This window comes from Nocardia sp. CA-290969, assembly GCF_050936135.1.
Taxonomy (GTDB): Bacteria; Actinomycetota; Actinomycetes; order Mycobacteriales; family Mycobacteriaceae; genus Nocardia.
The window spans coordinates 3,721,422-3,740,859 of record NZ_JBNJNJ010000001.1; the positions used below are offsets into that span (position 1 = coordinate 3,721,422).

Consider the following 19,438-nt stretch of genomic DNA (forward strand, 5'->3'; position numbering starts at 1 on the left):
CATGGTGTCGGCCGTGCCCCTCGTCGTCCTCGGCGAGGTGCGCACCTGTCTCCTGCCCTCGGCGGCCGCGCTGGCCCGCGCCGAGGCCGGAGAATTGCTGGCGCTCATGCCGGGTCGCGCGGTGCGCTGGCGGGAGCGTCCGGGTTCGCTCGGGATTTCCCCCACCACGGCGGTGGGCGTCGATTGTGACCTCCCGCTGGGCGAAGACACCGCGCGGATCGTGGGCACCGTGGCCACGAGCATCGCATTGACCGGCGGCCGGGTGCTGCAGTCCTCGGCGTACACGCGGATCCTGCGGGCTGCGGAACGCCGGCGGCAGACCTGGTCGCACTACATCAACCAGAAGGGCGTCACCGAGGCCATCACCCGGATTCCGGATCGCGAAACCGCCGGGAACGCGTTCGCCGAAACGTATCTCACGCAGCCGCCGCGGGCCGAACATCTCGACCTGGCCTCGATCAGCGAACGTCAGCTCGCCCGGGTCCGCGCCGACCCCCGGCTGGACCAGAATCCGCCGGTACAGGCCGGGACGACCAGGTTGCGCTGGGCTGCGCGGATCGGTGGCAGCGCCGGTCCCGCAGCCACCTTGCATCTGGACGACGATACCGTCCGATCGGTCCGGCTGCTCCTGCGCGACGAATCCGATATCGCTGCGGCACAGCGATTCTGCGAGGATCTCGCGGCACACGACTGGCTGCTGACGGTGCTGGCCGACGCACTCGACGAAGCGGACCGTTACCCACCGCACAGCCGCGAGCGGATGGATATCCTCGCACCCGCCCTCGAACATCTGACCGGGTTGTGGATGCCGGGCGCCCATACCCCACCGGTACTGCGTGCCCTGTGGAAGGACTTCCAGAACGATCCGGGCTTCACCAAACAATGGACCACGCTGGCCGGCCGGTTACGCGACAATATCGCGGTGGGCACGCTTCATGCCCTGCGACACAAGGTTTTCGACGCCGACTGGTAGCCGGCGTTCACATCCGGAACCATTTACGCACCAGCAGGGCGAAGAACACCGACATCGAGACGACACCTGTCCATCCCTCCACCACGAACAATGTCTGCGCAACACCGGACAGTTCCGCGGTGTCCTCCTGCCCCGGCGGGCTCAGGAAGCTCGTCACACCCAGATAGATCGTGGTGCCCGGTTCCTGTTCCAGGGGCAACACCAGCGCGATCCCGGTGAACACCGAGATCTGCGCGACCACCCATCCCAGTAGCCAGGAGGGCCGGTAGCCGTGCCCGCACAGCACATCCGAGCCGAATCCTGCCCACCGGCGCAGACCTACCGGCAGTGACCGCGTTTCGGCCCGGGCGAGCAGCAGGCCGCACCGATCCTCCGACTCGTTGTCCTCGTTGACCCGGTACAGCGCCATCGCCCGCCGGTACGCCAGCGCCGCGTGGCTGGGCAGCCGGGCCACCGTCAATTGCGCGCCGATCTGTTCGTATTCCTCTGCCAGCAGGGTGTTCTGCCGACTGGTGAGCCGAAGTGGCCCGCGGAATTCCACTTCCGCAGCGAGCAGCGCGGCCATCACGGCGCTGGGCACCCGCCATTCCTCCTCGTCCGCGGGCGGATGCCGCGCGGCCTCATAGAGGTGTGGGAACACCAGGCTGTCGGAGTGCCGGCGTCGTGTACTCGGTGGATCGTAATCGTCCAGCACCGCCTCGACGTGGGTGGAGAATTCGTCCAACACCATCCGGCCGGGATGCTGTTGCCGATCGAGCTGTGCCGTGTAAGCCGCTGCGTGCCTTGCGATCCTGGTCGACACCGACGCCACGAACGGCGAGATATCGCCCATGACGCCAGTGTAGCGATCAGGGACGCAGGTGGTATTCGTAGACGTCGCGCGGTTCACCCGGACCGAAATAGGTGTCGTGGTGTTCGACGAAATCGAAACCGGCCTGTTTGAACAGGCCACCGGCCGGATGATTGTCCGGCCGGACGGTGAGGCAGACGGTCTCGGTGCCCAGTTCCCGGCATACGTGCAACGTATGGTCGAGCAGGGCCCTCCCGTAACCCGCACCCTGATACCGTTTGGCCACGGCGAAGGTGAAAAGCAGTGCGCGCCCGTCTTTTTCGAGAGTGAGCGCGTAGCCGATGACCGTTCCCTGCATTTCCGCGACGAGCCATTCCCGGCCGTGCAGATCGAAAAGCTGGCGCAACATCAGGTAGAGATAGGGCTCTGCGAAGACCTCGGCTTCGATCGCCGCGATGTCCTCGAGATCGGCAAACCGGGCCTGCCGGTATTCCGGCTGCGGCGCCTCCGCGATATCCATGTGCTCCCTAATGCCAGGGCATAAGCCGTCCGATTCCAGCCTAGAACGCAACGCACCAACCGCGTCAGTCTAGAGGTGCTGCGCAATCGTTCTGTGACCCGCCGGTTCTTTCCCGCATACCCCGCGAGGGACGATCCACACGGCCCGCCGGCCACGGATCGCCCCGTCCGCGCAGCGGCGGCCGGACTCCGCGGGGCCGGGTCAGGTCAGCGGCCGGCGGGCCCGGCCGCGACCGGGCAAGATCCCGCCATCCGTGACCGCCCGGACCGGGGCGGTCACGGATGGGGCATGATCGAATTCATGGCCGCCGACCCGGGACCTCGGGTCCCCGACAGTATCGAAGAGTTCCGTGCACTGGCCCGTACCCGGCTGGAAGCGTTCCCGCGGATCGCGATGCCGGATGCGGCGACAACGCGCCGCGCCGCCGTCGCGCTGTGCGTGGTGGACAACGGCGGAGCGCTCGCGGTGCTCGTGATCAAACGGGCCTACCGGGGTCGCAATGCCGGCCAGTGGGGCCTGCCCGGCGGACGCGTGGAGCGCGGGGAAACCCTGGAACGCGCGGCGGCCCGCGAACTGCACGAAGAGCTCGGCCTCATCGCCGATCCCGCCGATACGCTCGGCATTCTCGACGATTTCCCGGCAGCGTCCGGTTTCGCCATCACCCCCATCGTCACCACGCTCGCCGATATCGCGGATCTGCACCCGAACCCGGACGAGGTCCATTCCGTACATTTCGTGGACCTGCACAGCCTGGCCGCCGAGGGTACGCCGCACTGGGTGCACCGGGGTGGTCCGGCGGATGCCCCGGCGATCCCGGAGACCGGGCTGTTGCAGATGCGCCTGGCACCCGATATGACCATCCACGCACCCACCGGCGCCATGCTGTGGCAGTTCCGCGAGGCCGTCCTGCTCGGCACGCCGGCCGAGGCGGCCCGGGTCGCCCATTTCCACCAGCCCGACTGGACCCACCACTGAATTACCCGGGCGGTTCAGTGGCGGCGCGGTGGGGCGTCGGGTGCCGCGCCCGACCGCTGTCCCTCCGGGGCGATATCGGGCTGTTCCTCGGCGAGCCGTTCGTCGAGTGATTCGCCGGCCCGCTGCTCGCGGGGCGAGGTGGCGTAGCGGTCGGCCGCGGACCAGTCGTCGGGCGGGTCCATCCCTTCTTCCAAGGGGTCGGCGGCCAGTTCGTCTTCGTCCAGCTGTTCCTCGGTCGGCGGGACGCTCGCCCATTCCGACACCTCGGCGGATTCCTGACCGGTATCTTCGGTTCCGTTCATGGTCGCCGGGTTGCCCCGGGCGCGCGGTCGAAACAGGCCGCGCCCGAATTCGGCCGGTTCAGGGTTGTGTGCCGACCGCCCGGCCGGTCTCGGGGTCCTCGGCGCCGCGGCCCCGGCGGCTCCCGGTGTAGGCGGCCTCGCGGATCCGCTGCACCACCTGCGGGACCGGCTCCACGTCGGCGGGATGGTTGAGCATCGGGTCGAAGAAATCGGTGCGATGTTCCTCGGGATCGGCCGCCCGCAACGCCAGCTCACCGGCGAGTTGCCCGCGGCCGCGCGCACCGGCCACCGTGATATCGAAATCGACCTGGTGGTCGTCCAGATGCTCCGCGAGCTCCGCCAGCGACGCGCTCCCGGGAGGCGATCCGGCCGGATCGGCGAAGATCCAGCGTAGGCCGGTATCGGGGAACCGGTACGGCAGCAGCGAACCGTAGCGCGCATGGGACCAGCCGCGTGCCGGGGTGACGACGAACCGGCCCGCCATCCCGCGCCCGGTGGTGGCGAGGGCGAAATCCCAGGGGTGCTCGTCGCGGTCGAGGACGCGGAAGGCGAGACCGAGGATATCCGGCAGGCCGCCGGGTGTGCCCGTGCCCTTGGACAGCCGCGCGATCACCGCGCGGTCGCCGGTGCCGAACAGCGGGGCGAATTCCGGTTCCGCACGGAACCGGCCCGTGAGGCGTACGCCCCGCGGATGGAAGAACCGGGCATGCCGTACCCGGGCACCGGTATCGAAGGCCGTGCGCACGACGGGAGTGATGGGATCAGGCATCTGCCACCTCCTGTGCGGTATCCGGCCGGCGCCAGTTCTCGTCGCCGACCAGCTGACTGGTTTGCGGGCCCATGAGCAGCATGCCGCCGTCGACGACGTAGGACGCGCCGGTGACGTATCCGGCCGCCGGGGTGGCCAGGAACGCGACCACCGAGGCGACCTCGTCGGCGTGACCGGGCCGGCCCAGCGGTAGTCCCGGCCTGGGGTGTTCCCTCGGATCGGCGTCCTCCTGGCCGGTCATCGGAGTCGAGATCTCGCCCGGCGCCACGGAATTCACGGTGATGTGGTGTTCGGCCAGTTCCAGGGCCAGCACCTTGGTGAGCGCGCCGAGACCCGCTTTGGCGGCGCAGTACGGCGCCGCCCCGACCTTGGGCGCGTGCTCGTGCACGCTGGTGATATTGATGATCCGGCCGCCGCGGCCGGCGTCGATCATATGCCGGGCGGCGCGCTGGGTGCACAGGAAAGCACCGTCGAGATCCACGGACAGCACATGCCGCCAGGTGTCGAAATCCATATCCATCGCCTTCTGCGCGGACCCGGTTCCGGCGGCGTTGACCAGCACGTCCACCCCGTCCAGTTCCTCGGCGAGTTCATCGATCGCGGCGGTACTGGTCGGCAGATCGCCGAGGTCGAGGCGGCGGACAGCGGCTCGCGCACCCCGCTCGCGGGCCAGGGCGGCGGTGTGCTCGGCCCCGGCCTGGTCCGAGTGATAGGTGATACCCACATCGACGCCGCCGCCGGCCAGCGCCACCGCGACGGCCCGGCCGATCCCCGAATCGGAGCCGGTCACGACGGCGCGCAGGGGCGCGCCGATACGTTCTTTCGGTAGTGGAGCGATAGTAGCCATGGGCTGCGGCTACCCGGTCCGGGCACGGTGACACAGTTATTCGTCGACCGGATCGCGAGCACCGATTCCGGAGGAGATCTCGCGGTGGCGCGCCGTACCGCCGGCTTCGGCGGCCAGCGATGGAGTCGGGCCGCCGGCGCCGCGGCGGAAGGCGTCGAGGAACTGCCGCAATGTATCGGTGGCGGCGATCCGCGGGGTCCAGTCCAGTTCGGCTCGCGCGCGCCGCGTGCTCATCACCGGCAGGTGTAGGAGTGCGTCGAACAGTCCCGGGTTCGCGGGGACCAGATGCAGATGCCAGGCCGCGGCCACTGCGGTGCGGACAGTTCGCTGCGGGACCGCGACGGTGCGCACCCCCAGCGTGCGTTCCACCTCGGCCCGGTCGAGCACGGGGTCGGCGGCGAGGTTGAACGCACCGTGTACGTCACGCACCACCGCCGCCGCGTAGGCGCGGCCCACATCTGTGGTGTGCAGGGTCTGGAATCGCAGCCGCCGCGGGTACGGCAGCAGCGGCAGCGGGCCGGTACGGAACAGCCGGTTGGGGACGAACGGCCCGGCGAAGAGACGGCGTTGTTCGCTCGCCGAGGCGTCCTGGAACAGGAACGCCGGCCGCATCCGCACCACCCGGCATTCGCCGTGCCGGTGTTCGAAAAGGTCCAGCAGGCGCTCGACGTATGCCTTCTCCACCATGTACGAGGCGCCGGGCCAGCCTTCGGTCGGCCAGGTCTCGTCGACCGGGTCGTCACCGGTGGCGGGTGAATACGCACCGATCGAGGAGGCGTAGATCAGCGCCGGCACTCCGGCGGCGGCCACGGCCTCGAGCACCCGTTCGGTACCGCCCACATTCGTCCGCCAGGTCTCGAGCGGTTGCCGGGTCGGCTGGAACGACCACGCCAGATGGATCACCACGTCCGCGCCCCGGAAGAGCGTCTCCAGATCGGAGTGCCGCACATCGGCGCTCACCCATTCGACCCCGGCTTTTTCGCGGTCCGGCCGGCGGCGGGCCAGGCCGGCGATCGAGGTCACCTCCGGTTCGGCGGCCAGGGCGTCGAGCACGGCGATCCCCACATTGCCTGTCGCCCCCGTCACGACTACACGCATCGGCACTCCTTCGAACGGTCGGGTCGGCGACTTACCCCGTTCGGTACGCACGACACCCCTGGCCGGGCAACGATCGGCGCGAACCGCCCGGGACCGATTCGGTTCAGTTGCAGGCCCGTACCAGTGTCAGGAGTCGCGGATGCCGGCGCTCCCCTGCCGGCATCGCGCAAAGTGTCCGCGAGGCCGAGTTTCTCGGCGGCCGCCCACCGGAACGACCAGCGTGCCGTTCTGCCGGATCAGCGGCCCGGCGGCCGGAGCGTCGGCGAGATAGGTGTCCACCCGAGCGGACCGGGGTTCGCTCGGGACGTACAGGGTCCGTCAGTTCGGCGATACGGTCACGGGTGTCGATACCGCGCGCGTACCCAGCGCGGTGAGTTCGACAGAAGGTGGATCAGGCGCCCGGCCGGGCGGCCGGTGTACCGCCGGAGTGCCCCGGCAGGACGCATACCGCGTCGAGACCCAGTACATGGTTGAGCCGGCCGAAGGCGAGCCACGAGCCCAGGCACATACTGAGCTCCACGATTTCGGCCTGGCTGTAGTGTGCCGTCATCCGGGACCAGAAGTCCTCGTCCAGATTGTGATGGTCGAGCGCGTACCGCTCGGCGTATTCGGCGGCCAGGCGGGCGCGGCCGTCGAGGGCCTCGGTGGTGCGCCACTCGGTGACCGCGTCGGCGAACCCCTCCTCCACCTTCTGCCCGTCGCGTTCGGTGCGCCAGTCCAGGCAGAAGACGCACCCGTTGATCTGCGCGATGCGCAGCCGGGCCGCCTCGAATTCGCGCAGTCCGAGCGTGCTGTGCTCGTAGACCGCGAGCGAGAAGTTCGAGGCGGCGAGCCCGATACCGGGCACCATCTCACCCCAGACGTAGCCGATGGGGTCCTTGCCTTCGGGGATGTCAACGCGCATGGGTGTTCCTTCCGAGCTTGCCGGCCGCCGGCCGCAGCGGTACATCGAATGCGTCGTACAGGCCGGGCGCGGCGCCGACGAGCCAGTCGATCGCGCCGACGAGACGCCCGACGGCCGTGGCGTTGCCACCGGCCGCGTAGTTACCGCCCTCGTCGGTGGCCTCGACCGTGACCTCGATCCGGGGGCGTCCTTCGATGATCACCCGATGCGCGCCGGAACCGTTGGGCGGCGCGGGCCACTGCGGCGCACAGTCCGGGTGGATGCGGGTGATGTGCTCGACCACGATCCGCGGTTCCCCGGCCACGATGCCCTGCACTTCGAACCGCATCGCGCCCTGGGTTCCGGCATCGAAACTCCCCATCGTCGCGGTCTCGACCGAAGTTTCCAGCGGGAGCCGCTGCACCGTCTCCCGGATCTCGTCCACCTCGGCCCCCAGCGCCCGCGCCATGAGCCGCACCTGCCCGCCCCACACCATGGTCGGCACACCGGGCGCCACCATGGGCGGCACCTGGTCCATGGGTTGGCCCATGCCCACCAGGTAGCGGACGGAATCGGGCTGGTCGTAGGTCGAATAGTCGAAGATCTCCTGGCAGCGCACCACATCGACGACACTGCCGAGGCCGCTGATCAGTACCGGCAGTACATCGTTGCCCCAGCCGGGGTCGATCCCGGAGACGAACAGCGATCCCCCGCCGGATTCGATCGCGGCCAGCACCGGGTCGCGGATTTCCGGCGGTGCGCTGCGCTGGTCGTAGAGGGCGTACAACGCCGGTGTCACCACCACGGCACCGGCACCGACCGCGCGGACGATATCGGCGAGCGCGTCGTCGGGCCGGATCTCGCCCGACGCGGCATAGACCACGGCCCCGGGTGCGCTCGCCAGAACGGCGTCGATATCGCTGGTGGCGGCGACGCCGAGAGTGCGGTCCAGGCCCGCCAGCTCGCCCGCGTCCCGCCCGCGCTTCGCGGGGTCGTGGACGAGTACGGCCGTGAGGGCCAGGTCCGGGTGGGCGTCCACCGCGCGGATCGCGGCCCGGCCCACATTGCCCGTGCCCCAGACGACGGTCGCTATCATCGCCGAATTCTAGCAAGCGCTTGGTTGTGGAGGCGGGAATCGGAATTTTCCCCGCAACCGGAATTGCGGGCGATCTCCGCCGCTCACCGCCGCACCAGCGCGGTCCACCGACCGGCGGGGCGGTGACCGATCCGGACCCGCGATCCTTACCGAATCCTCACCGGAAGACAGGTGGTTCCGCCAGAAACCGACCGTAGAGTCCGCGCCGTGATCGGAACCCACGCCCGGGCGGCGTCCCTGGCCCTTGTCGTCCTCGTCGGCGGAGCCGCCGGCGCCACCGCCTGCACCCGCGCCACCACCGCGCCGACCGGTATCGCCCTGGTGAACGCGGATACCGGCCCGACCGGCGCCCAGGTACTCGAAGCGGTCCAGCAGGCCGGCGGCTACGACTGGCACACCCTGCCCGCCGGCGCCGCCCACACCGGCGACTACGCCGCGGTGATCACCCTGCCCGCGGACCTCACCGACGCCATGGCGCCCCTGGCCGGTGACGCACCCCGCCGCGCCCGGCTCACCGTCGATCTCCACGACGACGCCGATACCGGCACCGTGGAGGGCGCCATCGCGACCGTCACCCGGCAGATCGGTGCCGCCGGGATCACCACGGCCCTGGAGGCCACCGCCCGCGCCCGGACCCATATCTCCTCGGCACAATTCACCGCCCAGCTGCTCGGCGCCGGACTGAACGCCGCGGTGGCCGGCACCGAACAGTTCGACGCCGGATCCGCACAGTTGCTCGACCTCGTCGAGGTCGCCGAAACAGGTGTCGCACAACTGACTTCGGCCATCGACACCCTCACGTCCACGCTGGGAGACGTGGCCGGACAGGCCGATCAGCTGGCCACCGCCCTCGATGCCACGAATATCACCACGACCCAGGCCCGGGATGCGGCGGCCGCGACGACCGATGTGCTCGACCGCATCCTGCCCCTGCTCCGTGGGCTGCCCGTCGCCGGCGACGCCCTGCTGGCCGATGTCATCGGCCAACTGCAGGCGGCCCGGGATATCTCCGATCAGGCGACCACACATCTGACCGCCCCCGGTGGCACGGAATCCGATACCGGGCTCGGCACCGCACTACACGATCTGGCCGCCCGGCTCACCTCGATCTCCGATCAACTCGACCAGGGCAGCGCACTCGCCGAGGACATTCCGGGGCGCGCCGAGGCGGGTGCGGCGCAGCTACTCGACGCGGCCGGCCTCCTTGCATCGGGAATCGGCCGGATCCAGCACATGGTCTCGCTACTCGGCACCGAGACGACAAAGGCGGTCGAGGCCATCGCACCCGCCGGCGCCGCACAGCAGTCGGCGCTGGCGCAGGCACTCAGCGACCCCGTGGAGGTTGTCCGCGAATAGGCGCCGGCCGCTACCGCGGTCCGGTCATTGTTCGATGATGCGCAGATCCCCGCCGATCCGGGTGAACGCGGTGGGCGTGAGCCCGAACATCGCCCGGAAGGTATCGCTGAGATGCGAGGGTGAGGCGAAGCCGGCGTCCGCGGCCGCCCGGGTCAGGTCGTGCCCGGCGGCGTAGGAGCGGGCGATCCGCACCATCCGCGCCCACTGGACGTAGCGGCGGAAACTGGTTCCGGTCTGCGCGGCGAAGGTCCGTAAGAAGTAGGACGTGGAAAGCCCTGCGGCGCAGGCGTTTTCGGCTGCCCGATGCGGCCGGGCGGGGTCGGCGCGGATCGCGGCCGCGGCGGCGGCGATGCGGTGGTCGCGGATCGTGGGGAGCGGGATACTGGCCAGGTCGAGCAGCCGTTCGATATCCGGCTCCGGTTCCCGGCACAGGGCGATGAGCTCGGCCTCGCGGTGGTGTGCGTACGGGTAGGTTTCGGCCAGGCGGGTCATTCCGCCCAGACAGCGCGCCAGGGTGGTGCTGGTCGGGTCGAAGAAACAGAACAGCATGCGGCCCCGGTTTTCCACCAAATGATGGGTCACCCGGGCGCGGAACAGGAAGCTGCGCGCGGTGATATCGGGGAGCCCGTCCACCCGCACCCGGAACGGCGCGTCGATACCCACGCCCAGTGCGGGGATCGCCGTCGAATGCGCGTCGAGTCCCAGCCCCGGCCCGAGATAGACGGCGTGACCGAGGCGCACCCACAGCCGCGCCGTACTCGCCGGCGCAGCGCACGTTTCCGGAAGTGCCGCCCGCGTCATACGCGCGACGATACCGGCGCGGGATCGAGTAGCGGCACTGTTCGCAGCCCGCCGTCGGAACGAACCAGCACACGGCAACACGACACGATTGCGGCCGCCGGGACTCCACCGGCCGGGTGGCCCGCGCAGGAAGGCAGGGCGGAGATGACCACAGACCGGATCGAGCCGGGGGTGACGATGCAGCAGGCGACGGTCGACGGTGCCCGGTTGTGTTACGCCGAGGCGGGCACCGGCGACCCATTGGTCTTGTTGCACGGCTGGCCGCAATCGCATCTGGCCTGGCAGCATCAGATCGGCCCGCTGTCGGCGCGGCGGCGGGTGCTCGCCCCGGATTGGCCCGGCTGGGGCGAATCGTCCCGGGACACCGGACTGTCCTGCGACTACGACACCGAAGTCGACCGGATCGCGCGCATGTTCGATGCCCTCGGCCTCGACCGCGCCGACCTCGCCTGCCACGACTACGGCGGTTTCCTCGGACTCGGCTTCGTCCAGCGCCATCCCGATCGCGTTCGCAGGCTCGCGATCCTGAATTCGCGGGCGCACGGTACCTTCACCCTGCCGTACCGGCTGTTGTTCGGCGCGTTCACGGCCGGGTCGCGGCACCGCGCGACCCGGCGCCTGCTGGTCACACCACCGGTGTACCTGGTCCATCGGATCGGTCTGGCGCCTTATCTGCGCAACGGCTCGTTCGAGCGCGAGCAGCTGGAAGGGTATCTCGGCTTCCTGCGTACCCCGGCCGGGCGCCGGTGGTACACACATTTCTTCGCCGGGTACGAGGTGCGGGTGCGCCCCGAACTCGGTGCGCGGCTGGGCGAGATAGCCTGCCCCACCACCGTCATCTGGGGTACCCGCGATCCGGCCATCCCGATGCGCACCGCCGAGGAACTCGCCGGCCGGATTCCCGGCGCGGAGCTGGTCCGGGTGGACGCCGACCATTTCCTCATGGAAGAACGCCCCACCGAGGTCACGGCGGCCCTGCTGCGCTGGCTGGACCGCCCGGCGACACCCTGACCGTCGCGCACGGCTATTCGCCACCGCGCGCACAGCGACCGGGGCAGCGTGGCCAAGCCCCGGAATGAGCGGCGAGTTCCGGGGTAGTCGCCCCCTATGACGAGGACCGACCGGGGTTTGTTGCCCGACACCCGACCTCGCCCCGGCATGAGACGGGTATAGCGATGCCGTGGCATATCGGGACCTCCGGCTGGCAGTACCGCGACTGGCGCGGGGTCCTCTACCCGGACGGCCTGCCGCAACGGCTGTGGCTGGAGCAGTACGCCGCCCAGTTCGCGACGGTCGAGAACAACAACGCCTTCTACCGCCTGCCCAGCCGGGAAATCTTCGCGTCCTGGCACGATCGCACGCCCGCCGATTTCGTCTGCGCGGTGAAGGCGAGCCGCTTCCTGACCCATATGAAGCGACTGCGCGAACCCGCCGAACCCGTGGCGCGGCTGCTGCGTCACGCCGAAGGGCTGGGCGACCGGCTCGGCCCCGTCCTGCTGCAACTACCCGGCACCCTGCGGGCCGATGCCGAACTGCTGGAAACATGCCTGCGCTGTTTCCCGGCCGGGGTGCGGGTCGCGGTGGAACCCCGGCACGACTCGTGGTGGACGCCGGCGGTGCGTACGGTGCTCGAACGCAACAATGCCGGGCTGTGCTGGGCCGACGCCGGCTCTCGCCCGGTGACACCGTGCTGGCGGACCACCGATTGGGGGTATCTACGCCTGCACCACGGCCGCGCGAATCCGCCGCCCCGCTACGGCCGGCAGGCCCTGCGTACCTGGGTCGAGCGACTCGCCGGAACCTGGCCCGGCGATCACGACATCTACATCTATTTCAACAACGACCCCGGCGGCGCGGCGATCCACGATGCCATCGCCTTCGGCCGTCTCGCCGCGGCCGCGGGCGCCACGGTCACCAGGACGCCGGCTCGGCTCCCCGCGGCCGCCTGACCCACGGCCCCGGGTTTCGCTACCTCCTACCGCAGACCTCCGTCCCCGGCCAGGTCTTGCTGCCGCCTACCGCAGACCTCCGACCCGCGCGGCGCGGTTTCGCCCACCGGCGCCCGGGTACCGCGCACACGTCCGGTATCTGCGCGCGCACTCCGTCCGCGCGCATCCGCCACTACAGCTTTCGGAGGAACCATGCAGATCGGGTACAAGCTGGCCGCCGAAGCCTTCGGGCCGCGCGAACTGGTCCGCCAGGCCGTACGCGCCGAGGAAGCGGGCTTCGATTTCGTCGAGATGAGCGACCACTATCACCCCTGGCTGGACAATCAAGGACATTCACCGTTCGCGTGGTCGGTGCTCGGCACCATCGCCGCGGAAACCGACCGGATCGGGCTCGCCACCGGCGTCACCTGCCCGACCGTGCGGTATCACCCGGCGATCGTGGCCCAGGCCGCCGCCACCGTGGCGCTGCTCTCCGAGGGCCGGTTCACGCTCGGTGTAGGTGCCGGGGAACGCCTCAACGAACATATCGTCGGCGAAGGTTTCCCGGTGGATGTGGCCGGCCGGCACGCGCTGCTGCGCGAAGCCCTGGAGATCATCAGGTTGCTGTGGCAGGGCGGCTACCAGTCCTACGAAGGCCGCCACCTGCAGCTCTCCGATGCCCGGATATTCGACCTGCCCGACGAACCGCCGGTGATCGCAGTCGCCGCGGGCGGCGGGCAGGCCGCCGAGATCGCCGCCGAACTGGGTGACGGCCTGTTCGCCACCGAGCCGAGGCCCGAGCTCGTCTCCGGCTACCGCGAGGCGGGCGGTGACGGACCGCGCTACGCCGAGGTCCCGATGGCCTGGGCGCCCGACGAGCACACCGCGGCCCGCGCCGCGCACGACACCTCACGCTGGGCGATGACGGGCTGGAAGGTGATGAGCGAACTACCCAATCCGGTGAACTTCGCCGCCGCGTCGGCCACTGTCCGCGAGGAGGACATCCTGGAGAAGTTCGCCTGCGGGCCAGACCCGCAGCGCTACCTCGATGTCGCCCAGCCGTTCGTGGACGCGGGCTTCGACCATCTCGTGATGCAGAACGCCGGCCCCGACCCCGACGGTTTCCTGGACTTCTTCCGTGCCGAACTCGACGAGCCGCTGCGCAAACTGACTCCGCAGGCGGCCTGACACCTCCGGTCGCCCGGCAGCCCCGGCCCGGCCGAGATCGATTCCGGGCTCCGCGATTCGATCCGGCCGCGCCGGGTAAGCGCCCTCACGTGACTGGCATGAGTATTCGAGAAATAGCGCAACGACCCGGTCCGTTCGCCTCGCTGTACATCGACGCCGAACACGACACCGAGGACGCCGAACAGCAGCGCGCCCTGCGCTGGCGGGCTCTCGCCGAACGCCTCGAGGCCGCGGGTGCCACGGACCGCATGATCGAATCGCTGGCGGCGGCCGTCACCGGCAGCCCGCCCGAGCCGGGCCGCGCCGGACGCGTGCTGATCGCCGATTCGGAACGGGTGCTGATCGACCGCCGGCTACCCCATCCGGTGCAGCCGGAGATCGTCCGGGTCTCGCCCCTGCCCTATCTGCTGCCGCTCATCGAGTACGAAACCGAGGAGGTTCCGCACGCGGTGGCCGTCGTGGACAAGGTCGGTTCGGAGATGTACGGGGTCGACGACGACGGCAATGTGGTCGGCGAAACCATCGAGGGTGAGGGCCATCCGATCCACAAGGTCCGCCACGGCGGCGGCTGGTCGCATCTGTCGATGCAGCGCCGCGTGGAGGAGAAGGTCCGGCGCAATGCCGCCGATATCGCCGCCGAACTGAAACGCCTGGCGGAACGGATCCGGGCGCGGGTGGTGGTGCTGGCCGGCGATGTCACCGCCCGCGCGGAGGTCCGCCGGGCACTCGGGTCGATTCCGGCGCAGGTCGTGGAAGTGGAATCGGGAGGTCGCGCCGCCGGGACCGATACCGAGGAGTTCGCCGCCGACGTACGGGAACTCGTTGCCGCCGAGGCACGGCAGCGGCGTGCGGAGACAGTCGCCCGGTTCGACAAGGCCCGCGGCCGCGACGACGGTCCGGCGGTCGCCGGGCTCTCCGCGACGGTATCGGCACTGCTGGCGGCGAACACCGAGAACCTGCTGATCAACGCCGCAGCACTGGGCGACCGCACCGTCCGGCTGGACCCGGAACCGGTCCGCGACCCCGGCGCGCTCGGCGCCCTCACCGACAAATCCGAGCACACCTGCCGCGCCGACGAAGCACTACCGGTGGGTGTGCTGGTCCGCGGCGGCACGATCACCCCGGTCGACGAGGAGATCGCCCCCAGCGAGGGCGTCGGCGCCCTGCTGCGGCACACCTGAACCCCGCCGCCCGAGGCAGGAGGTAATCATGGAACGAGGAAGCAGTAAGCACGGCCCGGCGCGCGACGACGAGCTCGCCCACGAGTTGGAGGGCACGCTCCGCGGCAACCGGTCCAGCCGCGCCGAGGAATGGCACGATCCCGAACCGCCCGCCGACGACGACGAGCTCGTCAACGAGCGAATCGACCGGACCGAACGCCGGGAGAACGACGGGGCATAACAACAGTCCCGCCCGAACCCGGAGGGAAGTCTGCGCGCATTCCGCCGAGCCCGTGGCGCGACTGCGGCGCGAGGTCGCCACCTGATGCAACAGACCGGATGAGCCAACCATGACGAAACCCCCGAGTTCAGCGTGGCGCTGGGCTCGGGGGTCCGGTCTTTCGCGCAGTCAGGGACGGTCGAACTCGCCGCCTTTGGCGCCGGCCAGAAATGCATCCCACTCACCGGGGGTGAACACCAGCGCGGGCCCGGAGGGGTTCTTGGAGTCACGGACGCCGACATGCCCTTCACTCAGGTGGGCCGCCTCGACGCAGTCGCTCCCTCCCTGACTGCGGCTGCTCTTGAACCATTCGGCCTGAGACAGGTCGATCATTCTTCACTCCTTCGAAATCCGCAGCATCAGATCCCTGGATGCCGACGGCGACAACGCTACCTGCCGGATACGCTCGGCTTCGCGCGCGTACTTCGAAACCTCGGTGTCACGCTCGATGTAAAGGTCGCCGGTGAACCCCTCCATGAAGGCCACAGGCGGTTCCTGGAGCTTGGAGGCATGCAGCGGCGGGAAGCTGAACAGCACGAACGAACGAGATATCAAACCCACCGGGCGGGTTTCGGTGTTCGGAATAATCCGGATCTCCACACTCGGCGCGTCCGAGCGCGACAGCATATGTTCCACCTGATCGGCCATCACGGACGAGCTTCCGACGGTATACCGGAGAACAGCCTCGGTAAGCAGAGCCTCGAACCGGAAACCCGGACGTTCAAGAAGGGCTTGCCGCCGCTGCCCGAGATCAAGAGTGCGCTCAACCTTCTCCGGCGACCAATCAGGGTTGTTTGCCCACGTCAGTGCCTGCCGGTACTCACGGGTCTGTAGCAACGCGGGGACCACGGTGGTTTGCCAGGAGGTCACCCAGTTCGCCGCCTCCTCCAGAGCAAGATAGTGATCGAAGCCCAACACCAACGCGTCGGCGTACGCCCGCCACCACCCGCCGCCGGAGGCGGTGGCCTCCCGGATTTCGCGCGCGAGGTCGAGCAGCAGCCGCCTCTCTTCATCGGTGGCCTCGTAGGCGTTTGCCAGCGCGTTCAGACCCAAGTCGGTGACCTTCGTCTGCCAGCCGTCCTCGATGCGGCCGTACGACTGGGGCGATATCTCGGCGATCCGGGACGCTGCCGATTGCGTATAACCGGCCCGCTCACGGAGTTTGCGAAGCTGGCGGCCCAGCGCCCGTCTGGGCAGCGTGGACGCGTTCGTACGTGACGATCCTTTGGCCATGTCTTTGCCTTTGCTAACAGGAAGTGTGAATTCTGGAAGCCCCTACACGGAAGGCTGCACACAGAAACCTCAGCCTCGCAATGATTGTGCAGGAATTCCGGAATCGTGTCTTGGAAAATCCGGTTTCCGGCTTCCCAATCCTGTTGCGGGAGCGGTCTACTGAGCGAGCGCCTGGTGCGGGCCACCTCGAATCGCAGTCGAGGACACCGGTTCGACGCCCGGAGTGGTTGGCGCACGCCGACGATATCCACCACATCATCACCGACAACGCCGCACTCATCACTGCGAGCCGGATCTACCCGCGTGGTCACCGATGGGATGCAGAGCGAAGGGAGGCGCCATGTGGTGGGGACACATAGCCCTCGGCGCGCTCAGCATTTCGATGCTCGCCGGAATCGCACACGTCACCTTCGTCTCGTGGTCGATCGACGCCGACAACCGTAGAAAACCGACGACCGAGCGCCTCGTCCACCATGTTCTCAGGGACGCGAACGCCCGACGATTGCGAAATCGGCGTGTATCGGCGCCTCGTTCGCTTCGCGAGCGGATCGCTGTCCTGGGAGCCGCAGTTCACAGGTACGTGCCCAGGCGGGGAGCCGACGGTCGCAAATCGGATCGAGTTCGGGCCCTGGACGAGCGCGGTGAGCGTGCGCACTCACCGAATACAGATTCGCGCCCCGAGGTGGGCGCCGGTTAGGTCCGGTAGGTACATGGATGCGTCGGTGAGGTCTCGACGCTCAACGCGCCCATTGCCGTACTGTGGCGAGATTGGTGCGGACCACACCATTGGTCGGGTGCTCGGATCCCAGGATCTGCTCGCTATCGGCGAGAGCCCGCTCGAACAGCGTGACTGCCTCCCCAACCCGCCCCGCCGACCGGTAGGCGTAGGCGAGGTTGTTACGGGTGCCCAGGGTGTCGGGGTGCTCGATGCCCAGAACCCGCTGCCGGTCGGTGAGAGTGCGCTCCAACAGCGGGATCGCCTCGGCAACCCGCCCCGCCGCGTGGTAAGCGACGGCGAGATTGTTACGGGAGGTCAGCGTATGGGGGTGCTCGGCACCCGGGATCCGCTCGGAGTCGGTGAGGGTGCGCTCGTAGAGCGGGATCGCCTCGGCAACCCGCCCCGCCACCCGGTAGGCGAGGGCGAGATTGTTACGGGTGCCCAGGGTGCCGGGGTGCTCGACGCCCAGAACCCGCTCGGAGTCGGTGAGAGTGCGCTCCAACAGCGGGATCGCCTCGGCAACCCGCCCCGCCACCTGATAAGTGAGGGCGAGATTGTTACGGGAGGTCAGGGTGCCGGGGTGCTCGACGCCCAGAACCCGCTCCCGGTCGGTGAGGGCGCGCTCGTAGAGCGGGATCGCCTCGGCAACCCGCCCCGCCACCTGATAGGCGAGGGCGAGGTGGTGGCGGGAGCCCAGGGTATCGGGGTGCTCGGCACCCAGGACCCGCTCGGAATCGGTGAGGGTGCGCTCCAACAGCGGGATCGCCTCGGCAACCCGCCCCGCATCCTGATAAGCGCTGGCCAGATTGATACGGGAGGTCAGGGTGTCGGGGTGCTCGGCACCCAGAACCCGTTCCCGGTCGGTGAGGGCGCGCTCATGGAGGGGGATCGCCTCGGCAACCCGCCCCGCCACCTGATAGGCGAGGGCGAGATTGTTACGGGTGCCCAGGGTGCCGGGGTGCTCGGCACCCAGTACCCGCTCGGAGTCGGTGAGGGTGCGCTCGTAGAGCGGGATCGCCTCGGCAACCCGGCCCGCCGCCTGATAGGCGCTGGCGAGATTGTGGCGGGTGCCCAGGGTGCCGGGGTGTTCGGCACCCAGAACCCGCTCCGAGTCGGTGAGGGCGTGCTGGAGGTGGTCCAGCGCGCCGGCGTGCAGGCCTTGCCCGTACAGGAACACCCCCGTGTGGTTGCGGATCACCACGGCAACGACCGTGGTGGAGTCGCTGTCCGAACCACTCGTGGTGCGACTGGTGAGGGCGTCTATATGGGGCAGCAAGGTCCGCCAAGTCGGCCACATGCCCGGATCCTCACGGTCGGGCAGGGCGGAGTACAGGGTTTCGGTGGCGCGGATGCGGGCGCGTTCGATCGTGTCTGGTTGGCGGTGTGGGTCTGTGAGGTCTGGGGTGCGGGCCACGGCTTGCACGAGCCGATGGACCGATACCGTGCCGGTGGCAGGGTCGGGGGTGATCATGTTGTAGGCCGACAGCAGCCCCAGTGCGGTGCGGTGCTTCGGTGGGTCGAGACCCGGTTCGTGGCAGAGGACAAGCGGGATGGACTCGGGTGCGTACCAAGCCAGAGTGCGTAGCAGGTCGACTGCCGCGGGGTCGGTTTCTGCGATGCGGTCCAGAGTGATCCGCCAGATCCGAGCAATAGTTCGCTCGGAGTCCGTATCGACATCGCCCTGCCCGAACGTCTCGGCGGGGTGCTCAGCCAGAAGTCGCAGGTAGTCGCTGGGGGTGAGGAACGGGTCCTGGGCCAGATACGCCCCTGACTGCCGGATCGCCAGCGGCAGATGCCCGAGCTCGGCACACAGCTGAGCGGCGCCGTCGGTGTCGCGCCGGCCGTTGGTGTGGAGCAGAGCGGTGAGCAGGCGCATGGACTCCGCGGGTTCGAGCACGTCCAGGCGCACGATCGTGGTACCAGGCTGCCAGCCGGTGGCCCGGCGGCTGGTGATCACGACCCGCCCCCCGTTCCCCGCGCGGGCCAGCACCGGGGCGACAAGGTTGAGGTCGTCGGCATTGTCCAAGACCAGCAGCCAGCCGGTGTGGGTGGCCAGCCATTGCAGAGCGCGGTCGGCGAGCTGCTCGTCTTCCACCACTTCGGCGAGTACCGGCTGCAGCCGGGTAGCGAACTCGACCAGGCCGGTGGTGAGGTTGGTGGAGGTGTCGGCGGTGATCCACACGATCGGCGCGAACCCGTGCGGGCGGGTCGCAGCCCAGTGGGCGACCAGCGTGGATTTGCCGATCCCGCCCAGCCCATGCACCGCCGCGACCACCGCTGACCCCGGTCCGGCGAACACCGTAGTGAGCGTGTCGAGTTCGGTGTCGCGGCCGACGAACTCACCCGGACGCGATGCTATGTTGTCGATTCCGGGCGGAGCCTCGACCTCGGCCATCGGCCGGAAGGCTTCCGCGGGTGGCTGCACCACCCGGGTGGTGATCTGGGCGGTGAAATCGCCGCCGACCTCGACTCCGGTCGCGGAGAAGGTGGCCGGCGCGGCGGGCGCGGGCCGCGCTGCCGC

Annotated in this window: 20 protein-coding genes; 8 read left to right on the forward strand and 12 right to left on the reverse strand. The window is 69.3% G+C overall.

Features of this window, described 5'->3' with window-relative positions:
* The first annotated feature begins 13 nt into the window (after positions 1–13).
* Entirely contained in the window at positions 14–973 is a 960-nt protein-coding gene (locus tag ACQEVO_RS16720; protein ID WP_432914051.1) for an SCO2521 family protein, read from the forward strand.
* 7 nt (positions 974–980) lie between these two features.
* Here the strand turns inward: ACQEVO_RS16720 and ACQEVO_RS16725 are convergent, their stop codons facing one another.
* A complete protein-coding gene (locus tag ACQEVO_RS16725; RefSeq protein WP_432914054.1) occupies positions 981–1,805 on the reverse strand; it encodes a hypothetical protein in 825 nt (274 codons plus the stop codon).
* A 16-nt stretch (positions 1,806–1,821) separates the two neighbouring features.
* The gene (locus ACQEVO_RS16730; RefSeq protein ID WP_432914057.1) at positions 1,822–2,283 is read right to left on the reverse strand and encodes an N-acetyltransferase family protein; all 462 of its coding nucleotides are present in this window, start codon (positions 2,281–2,283) and stop codon (positions 1,822–1,824) included.
* Positions 2,284–2,571: 288 nt separating this feature from the next.
* Here ACQEVO_RS16730 and ACQEVO_RS16735 point away from each other — a divergent pair, with 288 nt between their 5' ends.
* A complete protein-coding gene (locus ACQEVO_RS16735; protein ID WP_432914060.1) occupies positions 2,572–3,258 on the forward strand; it encodes an NUDIX hydrolase in 687 nt (228 codons plus the stop codon).
* Between the two features lie 14 nt (positions 3,259–3,272).
* Here ACQEVO_RS16735 and ACQEVO_RS16740 read toward each other — a convergent pair whose 3' ends face one another.
* The 6 genes from ACQEVO_RS16740 to ACQEVO_RS16765 form a co-directional block, all read right to left on the reverse strand.
* Entirely contained in the window at positions 3,273–3,560 is a 288-nt protein-coding gene (locus tag ACQEVO_RS16740) for a hypothetical protein (RefSeq protein WP_432914063.1), read from the reverse strand.
* Between the two features lie 58 nt (positions 3,561–3,618).
* The gene (locus ACQEVO_RS16745; protein ID WP_432914066.1) at positions 3,619–4,329 is read right to left on the reverse strand and encodes a phosphodiesterase; all 711 of its coding nucleotides are present in this window, start codon (positions 4,327–4,329) and stop codon (positions 3,619–3,621) included.
* Positions 4,322–5,176, reverse strand: coding sequence for an SDR family oxidoreductase (locus tag ACQEVO_RS16750; RefSeq protein ID WP_432914069.1), 855 nt, complete (start codon positions 5,174–5,176; stop codon positions 4,322–4,324). The genes ACQEVO_RS16745 and ACQEVO_RS16750 overlap by 8 nt, the downstream gene beginning before the upstream one ends.
* Before the next feature lie 36 nt (positions 5,177–5,212).
* Complete coding sequence (locus ACQEVO_RS16755; RefSeq protein ID WP_432914071.1) at positions 5,213–6,274, reverse strand: NAD-dependent epimerase/dehydratase family protein; 1,062 nt, start codon at positions 6,272–6,274, stop codon at positions 5,213–5,215.
* A gap of 391 nt (positions 6,275–6,665) precedes the next feature.
* A complete protein-coding gene (locus tag ACQEVO_RS16760; RefSeq protein WP_432914074.1) occupies positions 6,666–7,178 on the reverse strand; it encodes a carboxymuconolactone decarboxylase family protein in 513 nt (170 codons plus the stop codon).
* Positions 7,168–8,253 carry an NAD(P)H-dependent amine dehydrogenase family protein gene (locus ACQEVO_RS16765; RefSeq protein WP_432914077.1) on the reverse strand — a complete coding sequence of 362 codons (1,086 nt, stop codon included), beginning with the start codon at positions 8,251–8,253 and terminating at the stop codon, positions 7,168–7,170. Before ACQEVO_RS16765 ends, ACQEVO_RS16760 begins: the two co-directional genes overlap by 11 nt.
* A gap of 207 nt (positions 8,254–8,460) precedes the next feature.
* Between ACQEVO_RS16765 and ACQEVO_RS16770 the strand changes: the two genes are divergently transcribed.
* Positions 8,461–9,609 (forward strand): hypothetical protein, encoded by a 1,149-nt coding sequence (locus ACQEVO_RS16770; RefSeq protein WP_432914079.1) that lies wholly within the window; start codon positions 8,461–8,463, stop codon positions 9,607–9,609.
* A 24-nt stretch (positions 9,610–9,633) separates the two neighbouring features.
* On the opposite strand, the gene ACQEVO_RS16775 is transcribed toward ACQEVO_RS16770, so the two are convergent.
* A complete protein-coding gene (locus ACQEVO_RS16775; RefSeq protein ID WP_432914082.1) occupies positions 9,634–10,410 on the reverse strand; it encodes a helix-turn-helix domain-containing protein in 777 nt (258 codons plus the stop codon).
* A gap of 144 nt (positions 10,411–10,554) precedes the next feature.
* Between ACQEVO_RS16775 and ACQEVO_RS16780 the strand changes: the two genes are divergently transcribed.
* The 5 genes from ACQEVO_RS16780 (at position 10,555) to ACQEVO_RS16800 (ending at position 14,927) form a co-directional block, all read left to right on the forward strand.
* Positions 10,555–11,421, forward strand: coding sequence for an alpha/beta fold hydrolase (locus ACQEVO_RS16780; RefSeq protein ID WP_432914085.1), 867 nt, complete (start codon positions 10,555–10,557; stop codon positions 11,419–11,421).
* A 164-nt stretch (positions 11,422–11,585) separates the two neighbouring features.
* The gene (locus tag ACQEVO_RS16785) at positions 11,586–12,359 is read left to right on the forward strand and encodes a DUF72 domain-containing protein (protein WP_432914088.1); all 774 of its coding nucleotides are present in this window, start codon (positions 11,586–11,588) and stop codon (positions 12,357–12,359) included.
* A gap of 192 nt (positions 12,360–12,551) precedes the next feature.
* Positions 12,552–13,526, forward strand: coding sequence for a TIGR03557 family F420-dependent LLM class oxidoreductase (locus ACQEVO_RS16790; RefSeq protein ID WP_432914091.1), 975 nt, complete (start codon positions 12,552–12,554; stop codon positions 13,524–13,526).
* Between the two features lie 98 nt (positions 13,527–13,624).
* Positions 13,625–14,707, forward strand: a complete 1,083-nt coding sequence (locus tag ACQEVO_RS16795; protein ID WP_432914094.1) for a Vms1/Ankzf1 family peptidyl-tRNA hydrolase — start codon at positions 13,625–13,627, stop codon at positions 14,705–14,707.
* 28 nt (positions 14,708–14,735) lie between these two features.
* Positions 14,736–14,927 carry a hypothetical protein gene (locus ACQEVO_RS16800; protein WP_432914095.1) on the forward strand — a complete coding sequence of 64 codons (192 nt, stop codon included), beginning with the start codon at positions 14,736–14,738 and terminating at the stop codon, positions 14,925–14,927.
* Between the two features lie 168 nt (positions 14,928–15,095).
* On the opposite strand, the gene ACQEVO_RS16805 is transcribed toward ACQEVO_RS16800, so the two are convergent.
* The 3 genes from ACQEVO_RS16805 to ACQEVO_RS16815 all read right to left on the reverse strand — a co-directional run bounded on the left by ACQEVO_RS16805 (position 15,096) and on the right by ACQEVO_RS16815 (position 19,345).
* Positions 15,096–15,299 (reverse strand): DUF397 domain-containing protein, encoded by a 204-nt coding sequence (locus ACQEVO_RS16805; RefSeq protein ID WP_432914098.1) that lies wholly within the window; start codon positions 15,297–15,299, stop codon positions 15,096–15,098.
* 3 nt (positions 15,300–15,302) lie between these two features.
* Positions 15,303–16,199: a helix-turn-helix domain-containing protein gene (locus ACQEVO_RS16810; protein WP_432914100.1), complete on the reverse strand. Its 897-nt coding sequence runs from the start codon at positions 16,197–16,199 to the stop codon at positions 15,303–15,305.
* A 737-nt stretch (positions 16,200–16,936) separates the two neighbouring features.
* Positions 16,937–19,345 carry a tetratricopeptide repeat protein gene (locus tag ACQEVO_RS16815; RefSeq protein ID WP_432914103.1) on the reverse strand — a complete coding sequence of 803 codons (2,409 nt, stop codon included), beginning with the start codon at positions 19,343–19,345 and terminating at the stop codon, positions 16,937–16,939.
* Between the last annotated feature and the right edge of the window lie 93 nt (positions 19,346–19,438).